This window comes from Streptomyces sp. NPDC001270, from assembly GCF_042896695.1.
GTDB lineage: Bacteria > Actinomycetota > Actinomycetes > Streptomycetales > Streptomycetaceae > Streptomyces.
This window is the reverse complement of record NZ_JBIAXM010000014.1, coordinates 90,990-108,168: the sequence shown is the minus strand read 5'-3', so window position 1 is coordinate 108,168 and position 17,179 is coordinate 90,990. Positions and strand designations below refer to the sequence as shown.

The window sequence follows — 17,179 nt, the reverse complement described above, 5'->3', positions numbered from 1 at the left end:
GGGCGGGCGGGCGCGGGTGCGTCGTGGCTGGGCGCGCAGTTCCCCGCGCCCCTTTTGAGGACAGGCGGCGCTTGCCGGTGGGCGGGCGTTGGCTGGACACCAGGCCAAAGGGGGGCGACTCCAAGGGGCGGGCGGGCGCGGGTGCGTCGTGGCTGGGCGCGCAGTTCCCCGCGCCCCTTTTGAGGACAGGCGGCGCTTGCCGGTGGGCGGGCGTTGGCTGGGCGCGCGGTTCCTCGTGCTGCTTTCGGGGCACAGGAAACCGACAGGGACCCAAACAGTGGTACAACCGTCACCTTTTACCCTCACTTGACCATCGTACGTACAACTTTCCGTAGGTTGCGTGAACCCCCTGGCGCCGCCCCGACCTGCGGTCTTTCAATGGTCGACACCATGTCTCTGCTGCGCGCGCTGCTCCGTTCCGCACGGAGGACACGATCCGCCCCGCGCCACGGCGACGGACCGCCGACCGGCGACGAGGTACTGCTCGACGCACCCGACGAGCGGCTGGCCCCTGCGCTGCTCGCGGCCGGCCGGGGCGAGTACGGGCCCGCCGCGAAGCTGCTGGCCACCACCCGCGAGGCCGCGGGCTGGGAGGACCGCGACCGGTACGCGCGGCGGCTGGCCGCCTTCGCCCGTTCCCGCCCCGAGTGGGCCGAGGAGTGGCACGCGAACGCCCCCGACGACCCGGACGCGCTGCTGCTGCGCGCCCAGCTCGCCGTGGACCGGTGCTGGGCCTCCCCCGCGCGGGCCGAGCTGCTGGCCGAGGTCGGCCCGCTCGTCGCCGCCGCCACCCGGGCCGACCCGCACGACCCGGTGCCCTGGCGGATCGCGCTGGACCACGCGTGCGGCACCCGGGCCGGCCACACCGAATTCGAGCGCCTGTGGACGGAGGCGGTGCGCCGCTCCCCGCACCACTACGGCTGCCATGTGGCCGCCCTCGGCTACCTCGCCGCGACCTGGCACGGCTCCCACGACGAATGCTTCGACTTCGCCGAGTCCGCCGCCCAGGACGCGCCGCCCGGCGCACTCGTCCAGGCGCTCCCGGCGCACGCGGCCCTCAGCTGCCTGAGCCGGGGCGCCGAGGTGCCCCGGGAGCGGGTGGACGCCGCCGCCGACCGGGCCATCGCGCTCTCCGTCCGGTTCCCCGCGGCCGACCCGTGGCCGGCCGAGGTGCGCAATCTCCTGGCGTACCTCCTGGTGTGCCTCGACCGCCGGCAGGACGCCCTTGACCAGCTGCACCTGATCGGCCCGTACGCCACGTCGATCCCCTGGGACCAGGCGTCGGACGACCCGCTGGGGCTCTTTCTGCGGCTGCGCGAGGAGCTGCCGGCGGGGACCGAACAGCCCACCCCCGACGGGCTGGTCCCCTCCCCCCGACGGCCCCGGAGGGAGGACGGCGGGCATGCCGGTGCCCGTGGCCATTAGGCTGTGACGCCGTGACCACCGTCCGTCTCCCGCTCTTCCCACTGAACTCGGTGCTGTTCCCGGGGCTGGTGCTCCCCCTGAACGTCTTCGAGGAGCGCTATCGCGCCATGATGCGTGAGCTGCTGAAGACGCCCGAGGACGAACCGCGCCGGTTCGCCGTCGTGGCGATCCGCGACGGCCACGAAGTGGCGCCGACCGCACCGGGCATGCCGGACCCCACGGCCGTGCCGGAACGCGGCCCTACGGCCGGGTTCGGCGCCGACCCGGCCCGGGCCTTCCACGGCGTGGGCTGCGTGGCGGACGCCGCGACGATCAGGGAGCGCTCGGGCGGCACCTTCGAGGTGCTGGCGACCGGCACCCGGCGGGTGCGGCTGCTGTCGGTGGACGCCACGGGCCCCTTCCTGACCGCGGAGCTCGAACTGCTGCCGGAGGAGCCGGGCGACGGGTCGGGCGCGCTCGCGGAGGGCGTGCTGCGGGCGTTCCGGCAGTACCAGAAGCGGCTGGCGGGGGCCCGGGAACGGTCCCTGTCGCCGGGCTCCGACCTCCCCGACGAGCCGTCGGTCGTCTCCTACCTCGTGGCGGCGGCGATGATGCTGGACACCCCGACGAAGCAGCGCCTGCTCCAGGCCCCGGACACGGCCTCGCGGCTGCGGGACGAGCTGAGGCTCCTGCGCTCGGAGACCGCCGTCATCCGTCATCTGCCGTCGCTGCCCGCGGCGGAGCTGACCCGCGGCCCTACCAGCATGAACTGACACCGGGATTCCGATGGCGAAGAAGCAGAAGAAGCAGCACGGCACCGGCGCGCACGACGCGCGGGCGGACCGGGCCGGCGGCGGGCGCCGGGCGGGCGGCACGCCGGCCACGGTGGCGCTGACCGCCGCGGGCCTCGCCTACACCGTGCACTCCTACGAGCACGACCCGGCCCATCCCTCCTACGGCGAGGAGGCCGCCGAGGCGATGGGTGTCTCCCCCGACCGCGTCTTCAAGACGCTGGTGGCGGACGTGGACGGCGCGCTGACCGTGGCGGTGGTCCCGGTGGCCGGCTCCCTCGACCTCAAGGCCCTGGCGTCGGCGGTGGGCGGCAAGCGCGCGGCGATGGCAGACCCGGCCCTGGCCGAGCGCACCACGGGCTACGTACGCGGCGGCATCTCCCCCCTGGGCCAGCGCAAGAAGCTCCGCACGGTCCTCGACGACTCGGCGTCGGCCCACGCGACGATCTGCGTCTCCGCGGGCCGCCGCGGTCTGGAGGTCGAACTGTCGCCGGACGACCTGGCCGCGCTCACCGACGCCGTCCGCGCGCCCATCGGGCGGGCGTGACCGCTCGACGGACAGCGCTTCCGGGTCAACACTGGAAGACATGTCGAAGAGAACCCGCAAACGCAAGTGGCGCACCAAGAAGCACCACGCCAACCACGGACGCCGACCGGCGTAGGAACGGCGCGCGGGGTCCCGGGGCCCTAGTCCGGTGTCCCGGGGCGCTGGTTCCGGGGTGCCTCGTACGTCCCCGGCTGAGGCGGTCCCTGCTCGTGCGGTCCCTGGCCGGGCTGGTACGGGCCCTGCTGGTACGGATCAGGGTCCCTGGGCCCGAACAGTGCCGACAGGCCGAGGTGGACCACCAGCGCGGCGATGGGCCACACCAGCACCGCGCCCTTCGCGCCCAGTTTCAGCGGAGCCGAGAAGGTAACCCCCTTGCCGACCTCCTTGGCGTGGGCGATCACGTCCTTCGTGGGTCCGAGCCACACCCCGAGCCGCCACGCCAGCAACGACCCGACCAGCGCGCCGACGGCCAGTCCGACCACCAGCGGCACCCCGCCGCGCCGCCGCACCAGGAAGAGGACGACCGCGCTGAGAACACCGAAGGCCGCGGCCAGCAGCGTGAACGTGCCGTCCACGCCGATCGCCTGCTCCCCCTCGCTGTCCTTGAGGTAGACGACCCACTTCTTGTCCACCTCGTCCCCGACCAGCGGCACGTGCGGAGCCAGCCACCACCACAGCAGGCCGAGCAGCACCCCGCCGAGCACCATCGCCACCGTCACCAGGGCGGCCTGCCGGACTTCGGTCTTCATGCCGGGCCCGTCCTGTTCGTGGGCGTCCCCGGCCGCTTCGGCAGGCGGCGTCTGCCAGGTCCGGTGCGGGGACTGGTCGTGCGGTGGCGGAGGCGGTGTCAGCGGTGCGGTCACCCTGACATCGTGCCAGGCCGGGCTGTGCGGCGCGTCATCGGACCGCGGCCCGGCGGTACGCCCAGGTGGCCACGGCCAGCGAGATCACCCCGACCCCGGCGCACACCCCCAGGTCAGTGAGGACCAGGGCCCAGTCGGGCTGGTCCGCGAAGGTCCGCGCATACGCCTCGACGCCGTAGGTGGACGGCAGCAGATCGCGGGCCAGCCGGACGATCTCCGGCATCCGGTCGGGCGGCAGCACGCCCAGCAGCAGCGCCGCCGACATGCCCAACTGCCCGAGCAGGGTGGCCAGTTCGGGGCGGGGTGCGAGCAGTCCGCAGGCCGCGCCGAGGCCGGCGAGCGCGGCGCCCGCGAGCGGGATCACCGCGAGCAGGATCCACAGGTTGGTCAGCGGCAGCCCGAACAGCACGCACCCGAACACGGCGGTGACCAGGGTCCCCGGCACGGTGAAGGAGGCGTACGCGGCCGCCGCGCCCAGCACCACCGACGCGGGCGGCACCGGCAGCGTCGCGTAGTGGTCGAGGCCGCCGCTGGCCCGCAGCTGGCCGAAGTACTGGGAGAGCAGGTTGAGCGCGACGTAGGCGACGACCACGATCGACGCCCCGGCCACCACGGACTGGGCCTCGCTCTGCGTGTCCACCACCCCGCGCATCATGATCATGATGCCGACCGACTGGAAGGTCGCGACGAACAGCAGCGGGATCCGCGCCACCCGGGCCCTGGACAGCTGCGCCCGGTAGACGGCCACCAGCGACGGCCGCAGCCGTGCGGGCGGCCCGAGCGGGGCCGCCGCCCCCGCCTGTTCGTCCAGGGTCGGGGCACTGCCCACCGGCACCTTCACGGGTACGACGCTCACGTCGCGCTGCTCCTCTTCCCTCCGGCGGCGGCCGGTTCCACGGCGGCCGGTACGCCTCCGCGAGACCGTACGGACGCGACGGAGACGACGGACACGACAGACGCAGCACTCGGCGCGGACACGGCGCGCACCGCCCGCCGCGCGGTCCCGGTCATGCCTTCACCAGCCCCTGCCGCGCCGCGCCGCCCAGTTCCAGGTACACGTCCTCCAGGCTGGGCGTGGCGAGCGTGAAGTCGTCCAGCGCGGCGAACGCGGCCCCGCCGGTCAGCGTGGCGACGACCGCCCGGGCCTCCTCGGGGGCGAGCCGCAGCGTCCAGCGCCGGCCGGACTCCACGGCCTGCTCGCGCAGCACGGCCACCTCGGGCACCTCCAGCGGTGCCCGCTCCCGCCAGACGAGGTCGACCCGCACGGCACCGGCCACCCGCTCCTTGAGTCCGGCGGGGGTGTCGCAGGCGATGACCCGGCCCCGGTCGAGGACGGCGACCCGGTCGAGGACGGTCTCCGCCTCGATGACGTTGTGGGTGACCAGCAGCACGGTCGCGCCGTGCTCGGCGCGCCGCCGGTCGACGGCCGCCCACACCGCGCGCCGGGCCACCGGGTCCATGCCGGTGGTCGGCTCGTCGAGGACGAGCAGCGGGCGCTCGCCCACCAGCGCGGCGGCGAAGCAGGCGAGCCGCCGCTGCCCGCCGGACAGCTTCTTCAGGGCCCGCCCGGCGATCGGCGCGAGCCCCAGTTCGTCGAGGACGGCGTCCCGCTCGGCACGGGCCTGCCGTACGCCGAGGCCGCGCAGCCGCCCGGTGGTCTCGGCGGCGAGGGACACGGTCAGCTCGTCGAGGGCGGTGGACTCCTGGCCGAGGTAGGCGAGGATGCGCGCGGCCCGCTCGGGGTGGCGCACGATGTCGTGGCCGAGGATCTCCACGCTGCCGCCGTCCGGCCTGAGCAGCCCGGTGAGCTGCCGCACCAGGGTGGACTTGCCTGCTCCGTTCGGCCCGAGCAGCCCGAAGATCTCGCCGCGCCTCACGTCCAGTTCCACCCCGTCGGTGGCCCGTACCTCGGGGGTGGCCGGCACACCGCGCCGCCCGCGCACCGCCGGATAGGTCTTCGTCAGTCCGCGCACCGCGCACACGACGTCGTCCCGCTCCGGAAGTGCCTGGGTCGTGCGCGTCATCACAAGGGACGAGCCTAAGGGGTGCGCGGGCCCCGATCGGCGTTGGGGGCCGCCGGTTCGGTCCGTTCCGCTCCGGGACCGTTCTCCGCGGTGGTCCGGACGTCGACCTCCCGCCAGAACCCCGCCCGGATGGCGTAACGGTCGTTCTCGTCGATCTGGTCGTCCTTGTGGGCCAGGAGTCCGAAGCGGGCCGCGTACCGGAGCAGCTCGCCGTCGATGCGGTGCGGGACCCGCGGGTACATGGCGGACAGCTTCTGCAGCTGGCTCTGGTCGCCGAGCCGGGACATCCAGCGCCGGGCGAAGACCTGTCCCACCTCGTACGGGTCGCCGCCGACCGTGGTGATGTCCTCCTCCCGGTCGGCCCACCGCTGCTCGGCCGTGGTCAGCTGGGCCAGCGTCGGCATGGAGACGGCCTCGGCGGACTCCGCCGGGACGCCCGGCCGGTCCACCCAGCCCTTGTCGGAGGACCAGCGCAGGGTCGCGGTCGTGGGCGGCTGGGCGGCCGGGGCGCCGGGTGCGCGCAGCGCGGCGAGGTCCTTGGGCGTGGGTACGCCCTTGGGCGCGGGCACCCGCTCCTGCCTGCCGTCCTGCGCCGCCCCGGGCGCGGGGGCGCGCTCGCCGGACTCGGTGGGGGTCGGCTCGGGGGTGGTCGGCGCGGACTCGGGCAGCGGCGCGGAGAGGATCGCGGCGATCTCGGGCCGGGGTGCGGGCGGCGGCGCGCAGATGCCGGTGAGTTCCTTGGCGCGTACGGCCTTGGTGATCCACGTACGGTCCAGGACACGCCGCTCGTCGGCCTCGGCGACCAGGTCCTCGGACTGGTTGTAGTCGCCGTCGGCGGCCTGTACGGCCCACAGGTGGACGGCGACGCCGTGCTCCTTGGCGGCCATCATGCCCGGCAGCAGATCGCCGTCGCCGGTGACCAGGACGACGTCGGAGCAGGCGCGGTTGCGGGCCAGTTCGGTCAGCTCGGCGTGCATGGCGGCGTCCACGCCCTTCTGCGCCCAACGCCCGTCACTGCGGGTCAGGGCGCCGAGCCGGACGGTGACCCGGGGCATCACGCGCAACCGCCGGTGTTCCGGCTGCGGGACCCGGTCGGGGGCGCCGTCGAACCAGTAGATGCGCAGCAACGGCCGTTCCGTCTCGGCCTCGGCGCGTTCACGCAGCGCCTGGATGAGCGCGGTGTGGTCGACGGTGATACGCGAGCGGGAGGGCTCGCCGGCGAGGAGGCTGGCGGCGGCCCCCAGCAGATACCCGGCGTCCACCAGGACGATGCAGCGGTCCACGCGACTCACCCTCTTCCCGGGAGGTTTGCTTCAGGCTGTGTTTCGAGTCTGCCCGACCACGCGGAGGTTAACGGCCCGAACTCGATCTTCGGCGTGGCGTATCCGCTCTTTTCGCTCTTACCCGGCCTGTCACACAGGGTAATTATCCGACATGCGCCTCCGGTCGGGCTATGTGAATCTGATGGCGGCCCTGGCCCCTAGATCCCCCACAGGAGGCAGATCACCATGGCCAAGAACAAGAACCGCAAGCAAGGTGGCCCGCAGAACCGCGCCTCGCAGTCCGAGCAGACTCAGCAGCAGGCACAGCGGACGCCTGCGGAGTCCCACGAGTCGTCGATGGCGCCCGGCCAGGGCGGCCCCGCGGATGTTGCCCGTAAGCAGAAGAAGAGCTTCGGCCACAACTGAGGCTCGCCGGCTCGGACTGGCCCGGTCCGGCAGGGCCGTTGAGGCCCAGGCAGCAGAGGGGCGCACCCTGCTCGGGTGCGCCCCTCGTCGCGGACGGACTTCAGCCGGTGCCAGGAGGGCCCGGCCGGCCGGCGGCTGCGGCCGGAGGACTCAGCCGGCCGACCGTGGCAGAAGACTCAGCCGGCCAGGCAGGACGGGCCGAGCAGCACCTTCAAGTCGCCGAACAGCGCCGGGTCGGGCTTCACCCGGTGCCGGTCGAGGCGCAGCACCGTCGTCTTGCGCGGGCCCTGGAGCTTGATCCGGACCTCGCTGTCGCCCCGGTGGTGGCTGAGGATCTCGCCGAGGCGGCTGACCATCGGCGGGGTCACCTTCAGGGCGGGGATGGTGAGGATCACGGGCGCGTTGGCACCGGCGTTGGACAGGTCCGGGACCATCAGCTCCATCGCGACGAGCCGCGGCACGTCCTCGCGCTTGTCGAGGCGGCCCTTGACGAACACGACGGCGTCCTCGACGAGTTGGGTCGAGATGAGCTGGTACGTCGCCGGGAAGAACATGCACTCGATGGAGCCCGCCAGGTCCTCCACCGTGGCGATGGCCCAGGCGTTGCCCTGCTTGGTCATCTTGCGTTGCAGGCCCGAGATGATGCCGCCGATGGTGACGACGGCGCCGTCCGCGTGCTCGCCGCCGGTGAGCTGGGCGATGCCCGCGTCGGCCTTGTCGGACAGTACGTGCTCCAGGCCGAAGAGGGGGTGGTCGGAGACGTACAGACCCAGCATCTCCCGTTCCTGGGCGAGCAGATAGGTCTTCTCCCACTCGTCGGTGGTGAACTGCACGTCGAGTCCGAAGCCGGGCTCGCTGCTGGTCTCCTCGCCCATTCCGCCGAAGAGGTCGAACTGGCCCTCGGCCTCCTTGCGCTTGACCGCGACCACGTTGTCGATCATCGGCTCGTACTGCGCGGTCAGCCCCTTGCGGGTGTGCCCCAGGGTGTCGAACGCGCCCGCCTTGATCAGCGACTCCGTGGTGCGCTTGTTGCACGCGACCGCCTCGACCTTGTCGAGGTAGTCGGGGAAGGAGGCGTACTTGCCCTTGGCCTTGCGGCTCCTGATGATCGACTCGACCACGTTGCCGCCGACGTTGCGCACGGCTTCGAGGCCGAAGAGGATCACGTCGTCGCCCTGGGCGGCGAAGTTGTGCACCGACTCGTTCACGTTCGGCGGGAGCACCTTGATGCCCATGCGGCGGCACTCGTTGAGGTAGACCGCGGACTTGTCCTTGTCGTCCTTGACGGAGGTCAGCAGCGCGGCCATGTACTCGGCGGGGTAGTTCGCCTTGAGGTACGCGGTCCAGTAGGAGACCAGTCCGTACGCGGCGGAGTGCGCCTTGTTGAAGGCGTAGCCGGCGAACGGGACCAGCACGTCCCACAGGGCCTGGATGGCCTCGTCGCTGAAGTCGTTCTTGCGGGCGCCGGCCTGGAAGATGGTGAAGTTCTTCGCCAGTTCCTCGGGCTTCTTCTTGCCCATGACGCGGCGGAGGATGTCGGCCTCGCCGAGCGAGTAGCCCGCGATGATCTGGGCGGCCTTCTGCACCTGCTCCTGGTAGACGATCAGGCCGTAGGTGACGTCCAGGACCTCCTTGAGCGGCGCCTCGAGCTCCGGGTGGATCGGCGTGATCTCCTGCTGGCCGTTCTTGCGCAGCGCGTAGTTGGTGTGCGAGTTCATGCCCATCGGACCCGGCCGGTACAGGGCCGACACGGCGGAGATGTCCTCGAAGTTGTCCGGCTTCATCAGCCGCAGCAGCGAGCGCATCGGGCCGCCGTCGAACTGGAAGACGCCGAGCGTGTCGCCGCGCTGGAGCAGGTCGAAGGTCGTCGGGTCGTCGAGCGGGAGACCGAGGAGGTCGATGTCGACGCCCTTGTTGGACTTCACCATCTTGACGGCGTCGTCCATGATCGTGAGGTTGCGCAGGCCGAGGAAGTCCATCTTCAGCAGGCCGAGCGACTCGCAGCTCGGATAGTCCCACTGCGTGATGGTCACGTTGTCCGTGTGCCGCACCCACACCGGGACGTGCTCGGTGATGGTCTCGCTGGACATGATCACACCGGCGGCGTGCACGCCCATCTGCCGGACCAGGCCCTCCACACCGCGCGCGGTGTCGATGACCTTCTTCACGTCCGGTTCGTTCTCGTACATCCCGCGGACCTCGCCCGCCTCCGAGTAGCGGGGGTGGGCGGAGTCGGTGATGCCGGACAGCGGGATGCCCTTGCCGAGGACGTCGGCGGGCATGGCCTTGGTGATGCGGTCACCCATCGCGTACGGATAGCCGAGCACGCGCGCGGAGTCCTTGATCGCGTTCTTGGCCTTGATGGTGCCGTAGGTGCCGATCATGGCGACCTTGTCGGCGCCGTATTTCTCCGTCACGTACCTGATCACCTCGACGCGCCGACGCTCGTCGAAGTCGATGTCGACGTCGGGCATCGAGATGCGCTCGGGGTTGAGGAACCGCTCGAAGATCAGACCGTGCGGGATCGGGTCGAGGTCGGTGATGCCCATGGCGTAGGCCACGATGGAGCCGGCCGCCGAGCCGCGGCCGGGTCCGACCGCGATGCCGTTGTTCTTGGCCCACATGATGAAGTCGGCGACCACCAGGAAGTAACCGGGGAAGCCCATCGAGATGATGACGTCCATCTCGTAGTCGGCCTGCTTCTGGCGGTCGTCGGGGACGCCGCCCGGGAAGCGGCGCTGCATGCCGCGCCGCACTTCCTCCTTGAACCAGGTGACCTCGGTGTAGCCCTCGGGGATGTCGAACTTGGGCATCAGGTCGCGCTTCTCGAACATGCCCGTGGTGTCCACCATCTCGGCCACCAGCCGGGTGTTGTCGCAGCCCTGCCGCCAGATGTCCGAGTCCACCAGGCCGTACATCTCCTCGGTCGACTTCAGGTAGTAGCCGCCGCCGTCCAGCTTGAAGCGGTTCGGGTCGGAGAGGTTCTTGCCGGTCTGGATGCACAGCAGGGCGTCGTGGGCGCTCGCCTCGTGCGCGTAGGTGTAATGCGAGTCGTTGGTGACGAGCGGGGGGATGCCCAGCTTCCGGCCGACCTCCAGCAGGTCGTCGCGGACCCGGCGCTCCAGTTCGAGGTCGTGCTCCATCAGTTCCAGGAAGAAACGGTCCTTGCCGAAGATGTCCTGGTAGTCCGCGGCGGCCTTCAGCGCCTCGTCGAACTGGCCCAGCCGCAGCCGGGTCTGCACCTCGCCGGACGGGCAGCCGGTGGAGGCCACGATGCCGTCGGACCACTTGGCGATGGATTCCTTGTCCATCCGGGGCCACTTCGTCAGCCAGCCCTCGGCGTACGCGTCCGAGGAGAGCCGGAAGATGTTGTGCAGACCCGTCTTGTTCGTCGACCACATCGTCAGGTGGGTGTACGAACCGCTCGCGGAGACGTCGTCCTTCTTCTGGTGCGGCTGACCCCACTGGACCTTGCGCTTGTTGCGCCGCGATTCCGGGGCGACGTACGCCTCGATTCCGATGATCGGGGTCACCCCGGCCTTCTTCGCGGAGTGGAAGAAGTCGTACGCGCCGTGCAGGTTGCCGTGGTCGGACATGGCGATGTGCGTCATGCCCATCTCGTTGCAGGCACTGAACATGTCCTTGAGCCGCGCGGCACCGTCCAGCATCGAGTACTGGGTGTGGACGTGCAGGTGCGTGAAGGGCGGCTTTGACACGGTTTGAGCCTCCGAGATCGAGGGGTGCGGCGCGAAGCGCCTCGTTGAGGGGTGGTGGTCGGGTGACGGGTGGGCAGGGTGTCGACGATCTTCCGACCGGCAGCGGACGGTCCGGGGGGGACAGGGTCGAATTCTATGCCGGAGCACTGACGCCCGGCGGGCTGCCCCGCGTACCTTCGTGCACTGAGCACGGGCACTCCCCCGCCGCGCCGCACGTTGATCGGCAGGGGAGGATCCGCCCCATGTCACGCACCATCCGCACCAGGAGGCACCCAGCGATGTCGGTCCCCCAGCTCAACGACGAGCAGCGCGGCGAGGAGATCCTCGCCGTTTTCGACACCGCCTTCGGCGAGCTGCTGGCCGCCGACCCGGCCGCGTTCCGCGTGAAGTTCCGCAAGATGGCGGCCTCGGCGTTCGCGTTCTACCGGGGCACGGCGTGCCTCTTCTACCACGACCTCGACGCCGGGCACGCCGAAAGGGGCGCCGGGCGGATACTGAGCGGCCCGTACCTGGACGAGCGCACCGCGCGCGTGTGGATCCACGGCGACCTGCACGCGGAGAACTTCGGCACGTACATGGACTCCAACGGCCGGCTGGTCTTCAACGTCAACGACTTCGACGAGGCGTACGTCGGCCCCTTCACCTGGGACCTGCAGCGCTTCTCCGCCTCCGTCGCGCTCGTCGGGTACGCGAAGGCGCTGAGCGACGCCCAGATCACCGATCTGGTCACCGTCTACGCGGCCGCCTACCGGGAGCGCATCCACGCCCTGGCCACCGGCGCCAAGCGCGACGAGGTGCCGCCCTTCACGCTGGACACCGCGCGGGGCCCGCTGCTCGACGCGCTGCGCGACGCACGCTCGCTGACCCGCTTCGGACTGCTGGACTCCATGACCGAGATCCGTGACTTCGAGCGCCGCTTCGCGCCCGGCGGCGGCTCCATCGAGCTGGACGCGGCCACCCGCTACAAGGTGCTCGCGGCGTTCGACGGCTATCTGGAGACGCTGCCGGAGTCGTCGCTGGAGCGCCCGGACTCCTACCGGGTGAAGGACGTCGTCGGGCGGCGCGGCATCGGCATCGGCTCGGCCGGCTTGCCGTCGTACAACATCCTTCTGGAGGGCAACAGCGACGCCCTGGAGAACGACGTGGTGATCTACGTCAAGCAGGCCCAGACCCCGGCCGTCTCCCGGCATGTCACCGACCCGGCGATCCGTGACTACTTCCAGCACGAGGGCCACCGCACGGTGATCTCCCAGCGTGCCCTGCAGGCGCACGCCGACCCGTGGCTGGGCTGGACCGAGCTGGACGGCGCGGGCCAGCTGGTCGCCGAGATCTCGCCGTACGCCGTGGACCTGGACTGGGGCGACATCGACGACCTGGAGGAGATCGCGGCCGTCGTCGCCGACCTGGGCCGGGCCACCGCGACGATGCACGCCGCGGCGGACAACACCTCGGGCGAGTCCCTGGTGCCGTTCTCCACGGAGCGCGCCATCGACGCGGCCATCGCGGCCGACGAGGAGGGCTTCGCGGCCCTGCTGACGGATTTCGCCCACCGCTACGGCGCACGCGCGCGTGCGGACCACCAGATCTTCGTCGACCTGTTCCGCAACGGCCGGATTCCGGGGCTGTAACCAGCCGGACTCACAGGCACCCTTTAGGGGTCCTTTACCTGAGGACGTGACAGACTCTCCTCCGTTATGGACATATCCGGGACCCAGTTCAGAGCCGTGCGCGCGGCGCTGTTCACGGCCTTCGTCGTGACACTCAGCACCGCGTCGCACGTGCTGCTGTCCCGGGCCCCGCTGCCGATGGCGACCGTGGCCGCGGTCGCCGCGGGCATCTTCGTCACCGCGTACGCGCTGGCGGGCCGCGAGCGCGGCTTCGGCCGTATCGCGGCCCTGCTGATCCCGCTGGAGCTGACCGCCGACACGGTGTTCACCACCGGTCAGCACGCCTGCTATGGCCGGGCGGGCGGCCCGGTCGCCGGCCCGCTGCGCGCGGTCGGCCTCGACGTGCTGTGCCAGGGCGGCCCCCTGGGCGCCCCGCTGGCCCAGGTGACCGGCGGCCCCGGCAGCGCCTCCGCGCTCCTCGCGCACGCCGACCCGGCCGCCGCCTGGCTGCTGCTCGCCGCGCACGTCGGCGTGGGGCTGCTGGCGGCGGTCTGGCTGCGGCGCGGCGAGCGGGCCCTGGCCCAGCTGCTGCGTGCGGTCGCCGCCACCACGTTCCGGCCGCTGCTGCTGGCGGTGGCCGTGGTGGCGGTGGTGATGCGGATCGCCCCGGTACGCCGGCTGCCGCGCCCCGCGCCGCGCGCGGCCACCGCCCGTGACCGGATCCTCGTGCACTCCCTGGGACGGCGTGGACCACCGTGCTCGTGCTCCCCGGCCTCTCCGGCTTCCCCGGGAGCCCTGGCCTTCGCCTGAGCGAGGCCGCCGGCCCGGTCCGGCGAGGCGGGCACGGCCGAGCACCAGAAGTCCCTCACACGTATTGCGCGCACCACAGGTGCGCGTCCCACAGGGAGATCATCACTATGAGCAAGCGGAACACCCAGGCGGCGAAGACGGCGGCCCGGGAGCGGCTGCGCGAGGAGCGCGAGCGGCAGGCCAAGCGGGCCAAGGTCAGGCGGCAGATCGTCGTGGCCTGCTCGGTGGTGGCCGTGCTGGCCGCCGCCGGCGGCATAGGCTACGCCGTCGTCCAGGCCAACAAGCCCAGCTACTGGGAGTCCGAGAAGGACGCCAAGGTCGTCGCGCCGGCCAACACCTCCGGCACCGACGGCACCACGGTGACCATCGGCAAGAGCAGCGCGACGAAGACCCTCAAGGTCTACGAGGACCCGCGCTGCCCGGTCTGCGCCCAGTTCGAGCAGACCGTCGGCTCGACCGTGAAGAAGGACGTCGACGACGGCAAGTACAAGATCCAGTACGTCGGCGGCACCTTCATCGACGGCGACTCGCTGGGCAAGGGCAAGATCGGCAGCAACGGCGAGGGCTCCAAGAAGGCACTGAGCGCCCTGGGGGCCGCGCTGAACGTCAGCCCGGAGGCGTTCGTCGACTACAAGACCGCCCTGTACTCGAAGAAGTGGCACCCGGACGAGACGGACGACAAGTTCAAGAAGGACAGCTACCTGATCGAGGTCGCCGACACCGTTCCCGCCCTGAAGGGCAACACCAAGTTCCAGAACGCGGTGAAGAACGGCACCTACGACGCCTGGGCGGTGGCGATGTCGAAGAGCTTCGACACCAACAAGGACGGCGTGACCGGCACTCCGAGCTTCGTCATGGACGGCAAGATGCTCACCGCCGACAGCCAGGGCAACCCGCCGATGACGGTGGACGACTTCAACCGGGTGGTGGACGCCGCCCTCAAGGGCTGACGACCGGTCGGATCCGACCCCCGGACGTAGGGCGGGCGAACATCCCACGTTCGCCCGTCCTCGCTCGTAGCCGCCGGACAGCACCGCCGACCGCGTGCAGCTGGTCCACTACGCGCTGTCCGACCGCACCGGCGCGGACGCGACCACGTCCTGGGCGCGTTCCTACCGCACCCGCAGCGGCCCCCAGAAGGCCGAACGCGCCTACGACCCGGTGCAGCCGCGCACTACAGGGCGGCGAGGAAGCCGAGCACCACCCGCCAGGTGGCCTCGGCGGCCTCCTCGTCGTAGTCCGGCAGGCCGGGGTCGGTGTAGAGGTGGCCGGCCCCGGCGTACCGGTACACCTCGACGTCCGCTCCCGCTCTGCCCATCTGCAGGTACCAGGCGCTCAGCCAGTCGTCCGTCTCGAACGGGTCCGGTTCGGCGACGTGCAACTGGACCGGCAGGCCGTCCACCGAGACGCCCGGCGCGATGTCCGACGTGCCGTGCAGGAGCAGCAGCCCGCGCGCCTTCTCGTCGCCGAGCGCCAGGGTCTGCGCGACGGAGGCGCCGAACGAGAACCCGGCGTACACCAGCCCGCGCTCCGAGTAGGGCGCCGCCGCCAGCACGGCCCGCCTCAGCAGCTCGTCCTTGCCGATCTCCTCCTTGCGGGCCATGCCTTCCTCGACCGTCTCGAAGGTGCTCCCCCCGAAGAGGTCCGGTGTCCACACCTCGTGCCCGGCGGCCCGCAACCGGTCGGCCGCGGCGCGCACCGCGGGTCTGAGGCCGTAGGCCGAGTGAAAGAGCATGATGTTCATGGCGCCATCGTGCCAGCCGGGTACGACAGCGGTCTGCGGCCGGATCCGTTCCGGTGCCGGTCCCGCGTGTTCACGGCGGCCGGTGCCGGTTACGTTCTCAGGCATGGAAAACGTGCTCCGTCCCCTGATCGTGGTCGGTGGATGCGTCGTTCTGACCCTGCTCATCGGCTGGGTCACGGACCTGCTGCTGCGCAAGGCCGACGAGCGGCACAGAGATACGCCGCTGTGGGGCCTGCTGCGGCGCAGCCGGATCCCGTACCAACTGGTGCTGTGCGCCGCCCTGCTCAGAAGCTCCTACGAGCAGGCGCGGCTGCTGCCGGGATACCGGGTCGCGGTCGGCCGGACGCTGACCCTGGTGCTGATCGGATCGGCGGCCTGGCTGGTGGTGCGGATCGCGGCGGCGATCGTCGAGACCTCCTACTCCCGTTACGCCCGCGTCCACCGCGATCCGGCCCGGCTCCGCCGGGTCCGCACGCAGGTGTCGCTGATCATGCGGGTGGTGGCGGCCGTGGTCGGCGTGATGGCCGTGGCGGCGATGCTGCTGACGTTCCCGGCGATGCGCGCGGCCGGTGCCTCGCTGCTGGCCTCGGCCGGCATCCTCGGCATCGTCGCCGGCGTCGCCGCCCAGTCCACGCTGGCCAATCTGTTCGCGGGGCTGCAGATCGCCTTCGGGGACATGGTGCGGCTCGGCGACGTGGTGGTCGTGGACGGCGAGTGGGGCACCGTCGAAGAGATCACGCTGACGTTCCTCACCGTACGGACCTGGGACGAGCGCCGGATCACCATGCCCGTGTCGTACTTCACCTCCAAACCGTTCGAGAACTGGTCGCGCGGCACCCCGCAGATGAGCGGCATCGTCTACTGGCACCTCGACCACTCCGCGCCGCTGGAGGCGATGCGGGAGAAGCTGCGCGACATCCTGAGCGAGTGCCCGGCCTGGGACGGCCGCTCCGGCGGCATCGCGGTCACCGACGCGACGCCGAACACCATCCAGGTGCGTGCCCTGGTGACCGCCAAGGACGCGGACGACATCTGGACGGTCCGGGTCACCGTGCGCGAGCAGATGATCCGGTGGCTGTGCGCGGAACACCCGTACGCGCTGCCCCGGGTGAACACGGCGGACGCCGTGCCGCCGCCGGGCGGCATCCCCGCCCAGGACGGCCCGGCCGCACGGCGTGCGCACGAACCGCCGCGGACCGGCCGCGGGTGACGGTACCGGCCGGCAGCCGCGCCCGATCGTTCAGTGGCCGCGTTCCGCACCTCCGTTGACCTGGATGATCTGCGAGGTGATGTGCCCGGCGCCGGGCGAGGCCAGCCAGTGCAGGGTGGCAGCGACGTCCCCCGGCGTGCCGGCCCGGCCGGTGGACGTCTCGGCGATCAGCTGTTCCCGCCGTCTCTCCGCGATCGCGTCCCCGAAGAACTCGGTGTCCTCCACATAGCCGGGAGCGACCACGTTCACGGTGATGCCGCGCGGGCCCAACCGCCGGGCCAGGTCGTGGGCGTAGGGGTGCAGGGCGGCCTTGGCGGCAGCGTACGCCCCGGTTCCCGACCCTCGGTACGCGGCTATGGAGCTGAGGAACAGCACCCGCCCGCCGGGCTCGGCGAGCCGTTCCCCGAGCGCTTCCGTGAGGAGCACGGCGGTCAGGGTGTTGATCCGGAAGTTGACGGACCAGTTGTGTGCGACGGCGTGCAGGGGGTCGCCGGCGGGTGCCTCCGGTTCGCGGAGTCCGTTGCCGCCCGCGCTGTGCACGAGCACGTCCACGGTGCCGAACTCCTCGGCGACGAACCGTGCCACACCGCGCACGCCCGCCGGGTCGGCGAGGTCGACGGCGTACGTCAGCGCCCCCGGTACTCCCGCCTCCTCCAGCACCTCGGCGCGCCGCCCGAGCAGCAGCACCCGGTCGCCGTCCGCCGCGAAGACCCGAGCCGTCGCGAGCCCGATCCCCGTACCACCACCACTGATCACAATGTTGCGAGCCATGATC

The 17,179-nt window shown here is 71.6% G+C and carries 14 protein-coding genes; 8 read left to right on the top strand and 6 right to left on the bottom strand.

From position 1 onward, the window contains the following. The first annotated feature begins 378 nt into the window (after positions 1-378). Genes ACFY2B_RS24005 through ybaK form a run of 3 tightly spaced genes read left to right on the top strand, consistent with a single transcriptional unit; the run spans position 379 to position 2,742 of the window. Positions 379-1,425, top strand: coding sequence for a hypothetical protein (locus tag ACFY2B_RS24005; protein WP_390765129.1), 1,047 nt, complete (start codon positions 379-381; stop codon positions 1,423-1,425). Positions 1,426-1,436: 11 nt separating this feature from the next. Then, positions 1,437-2,177, top strand: coding sequence for an LON peptidase substrate-binding domain-containing protein (locus ACFY2B_RS24000; RefSeq protein ID WP_390765128.1), 741 nt, complete (start codon positions 1,437-1,439; stop codon positions 2,175-2,177). Between the two features lie 13 nt (positions 2,178-2,190). Further along, entirely contained in the window at positions 2,191-2,742 is a 552-nt protein-coding gene (ybaK, locus tag ACFY2B_RS23995; RefSeq protein ID WP_390765127.1) for a Cys-tRNA(Pro) deacylase, read from the top strand. 897 nt (positions 2,743-3,639) lie between these two features. Here ybaK and ACFY2B_RS23990 read toward each other — a convergent pair. From ACFY2B_RS23990 to ACFY2B_RS23980, 3 genes are all read right to left on the bottom strand, one after another. Beyond that, a complete protein-coding gene (locus ACFY2B_RS23990) occupies positions 3,640-4,461 on the bottom strand; it encodes an ABC transporter permease (protein ID WP_390765126.1) in 822 nt (273 codons plus the stop codon). Positions 4,462-4,612: 151 nt separating this feature from the next. Further along, positions 4,613-5,587 (bottom strand): ABC transporter ATP-binding protein, encoded by a 975-nt coding sequence (locus tag ACFY2B_RS23985; protein ID WP_390765232.1) that lies wholly within the window; start codon positions 5,585-5,587, stop codon positions 4,613-4,615. A 56-nt stretch (positions 5,588-5,643) separates the two neighbouring features. Further along, positions 5,644-6,912 (bottom strand): NYN domain-containing protein, encoded by a 1,269-nt coding sequence (locus ACFY2B_RS23980; protein ID WP_390765125.1) that lies wholly within the window; start codon positions 6,910-6,912, stop codon positions 5,644-5,646. A 225-nt stretch (positions 6,913-7,137) separates the two neighbouring features. Here ACFY2B_RS23980 and ACFY2B_RS23975 point away from each other — a divergent pair, with 225 nt between their 5' ends. Then, positions 7,138-7,317, top strand: coding sequence for a hypothetical protein (locus ACFY2B_RS23975; RefSeq protein ID WP_390765124.1), 180 nt, complete (start codon positions 7,138-7,140; stop codon positions 7,315-7,317). Positions 7,318-7,493: 176 nt separating this feature from the next. Here the strand turns inward: ACFY2B_RS23975 and dnaE are convergent, their stop codons facing one another. Next, positions 7,494-11,033, bottom strand: coding sequence for a DNA polymerase III subunit alpha (gene dnaE, locus ACFY2B_RS23970; protein ID WP_390765123.1), 3,540 nt, complete (start codon positions 11,031-11,033; stop codon positions 7,494-7,496). Positions 11,034-11,311: 278 nt separating this feature from the next. On the opposite strand from dnaE, the gene ACFY2B_RS23965 reads away from it, so the two are divergent. The 3 genes from ACFY2B_RS23965 to ACFY2B_RS23955 all read left to right on the top strand — a co-directional run bounded on the left by ACFY2B_RS23965 (position 11,312) and on the right by ACFY2B_RS23955 (position 14,400). Further along, positions 11,312-12,661: a DUF2252 domain-containing protein gene (locus tag ACFY2B_RS23965; protein WP_390765231.1), complete on the top strand. Its 1,350-nt coding sequence runs from the start codon at positions 11,312-11,314 to the stop codon at positions 12,659-12,661. Between the two features lie 66 nt (positions 12,662-12,727). Next, complete coding sequence (locus ACFY2B_RS23960; RefSeq protein WP_390765122.1) at positions 12,728-13,450, top strand: hypothetical protein; 723 nt, start codon at positions 12,728-12,730, stop codon at positions 13,448-13,450. Between the two features lie 107 nt (positions 13,451-13,557). Beyond that, the gene (locus ACFY2B_RS23955; RefSeq protein ID WP_390765121.1) at positions 13,558-14,400 is read left to right on the top strand and encodes a thioredoxin domain-containing protein; all 843 of its coding nucleotides are present in this window, start codon (positions 13,558-13,560) and stop codon (positions 14,398-14,400) included. A 224-nt stretch (positions 14,401-14,624) separates the two neighbouring features. Here the strand turns inward: ACFY2B_RS23955 and ACFY2B_RS23950 are convergent, their stop codons facing one another. Beyond that, the gene (locus ACFY2B_RS23950) at positions 14,625-15,194 is read right to left on the bottom strand and encodes a dienelactone hydrolase family protein (protein ID WP_390765230.1); all 570 of its coding nucleotides are present in this window, start codon (positions 15,192-15,194) and stop codon (positions 14,625-14,627) included. A gap of 103 nt (positions 15,195-15,297) precedes the next feature. Between ACFY2B_RS23950 and ACFY2B_RS23945 the strand changes: the two genes are divergently transcribed. Then, entirely contained in the window at positions 15,298-16,404 is a 1,107-nt protein-coding gene (locus ACFY2B_RS23945) for a mechanosensitive ion channel family protein (protein WP_390765120.1), read from the top strand. Positions 16,405-16,434: 30 nt separating this feature from the next. Here the strand turns inward: ACFY2B_RS23945 and ACFY2B_RS23940 are convergent, their stop codons facing one another. After that, the gene (locus tag ACFY2B_RS23940) at positions 16,435-17,175 is read right to left on the bottom strand and encodes an SDR family NAD(P)-dependent oxidoreductase (RefSeq protein ID WP_390765119.1); all 741 of its coding nucleotides are present in this window, start codon (positions 17,173-17,175) and stop codon (positions 16,435-16,437) included. Positions 17,176-17,179 lie beyond the last annotated feature (4 nt).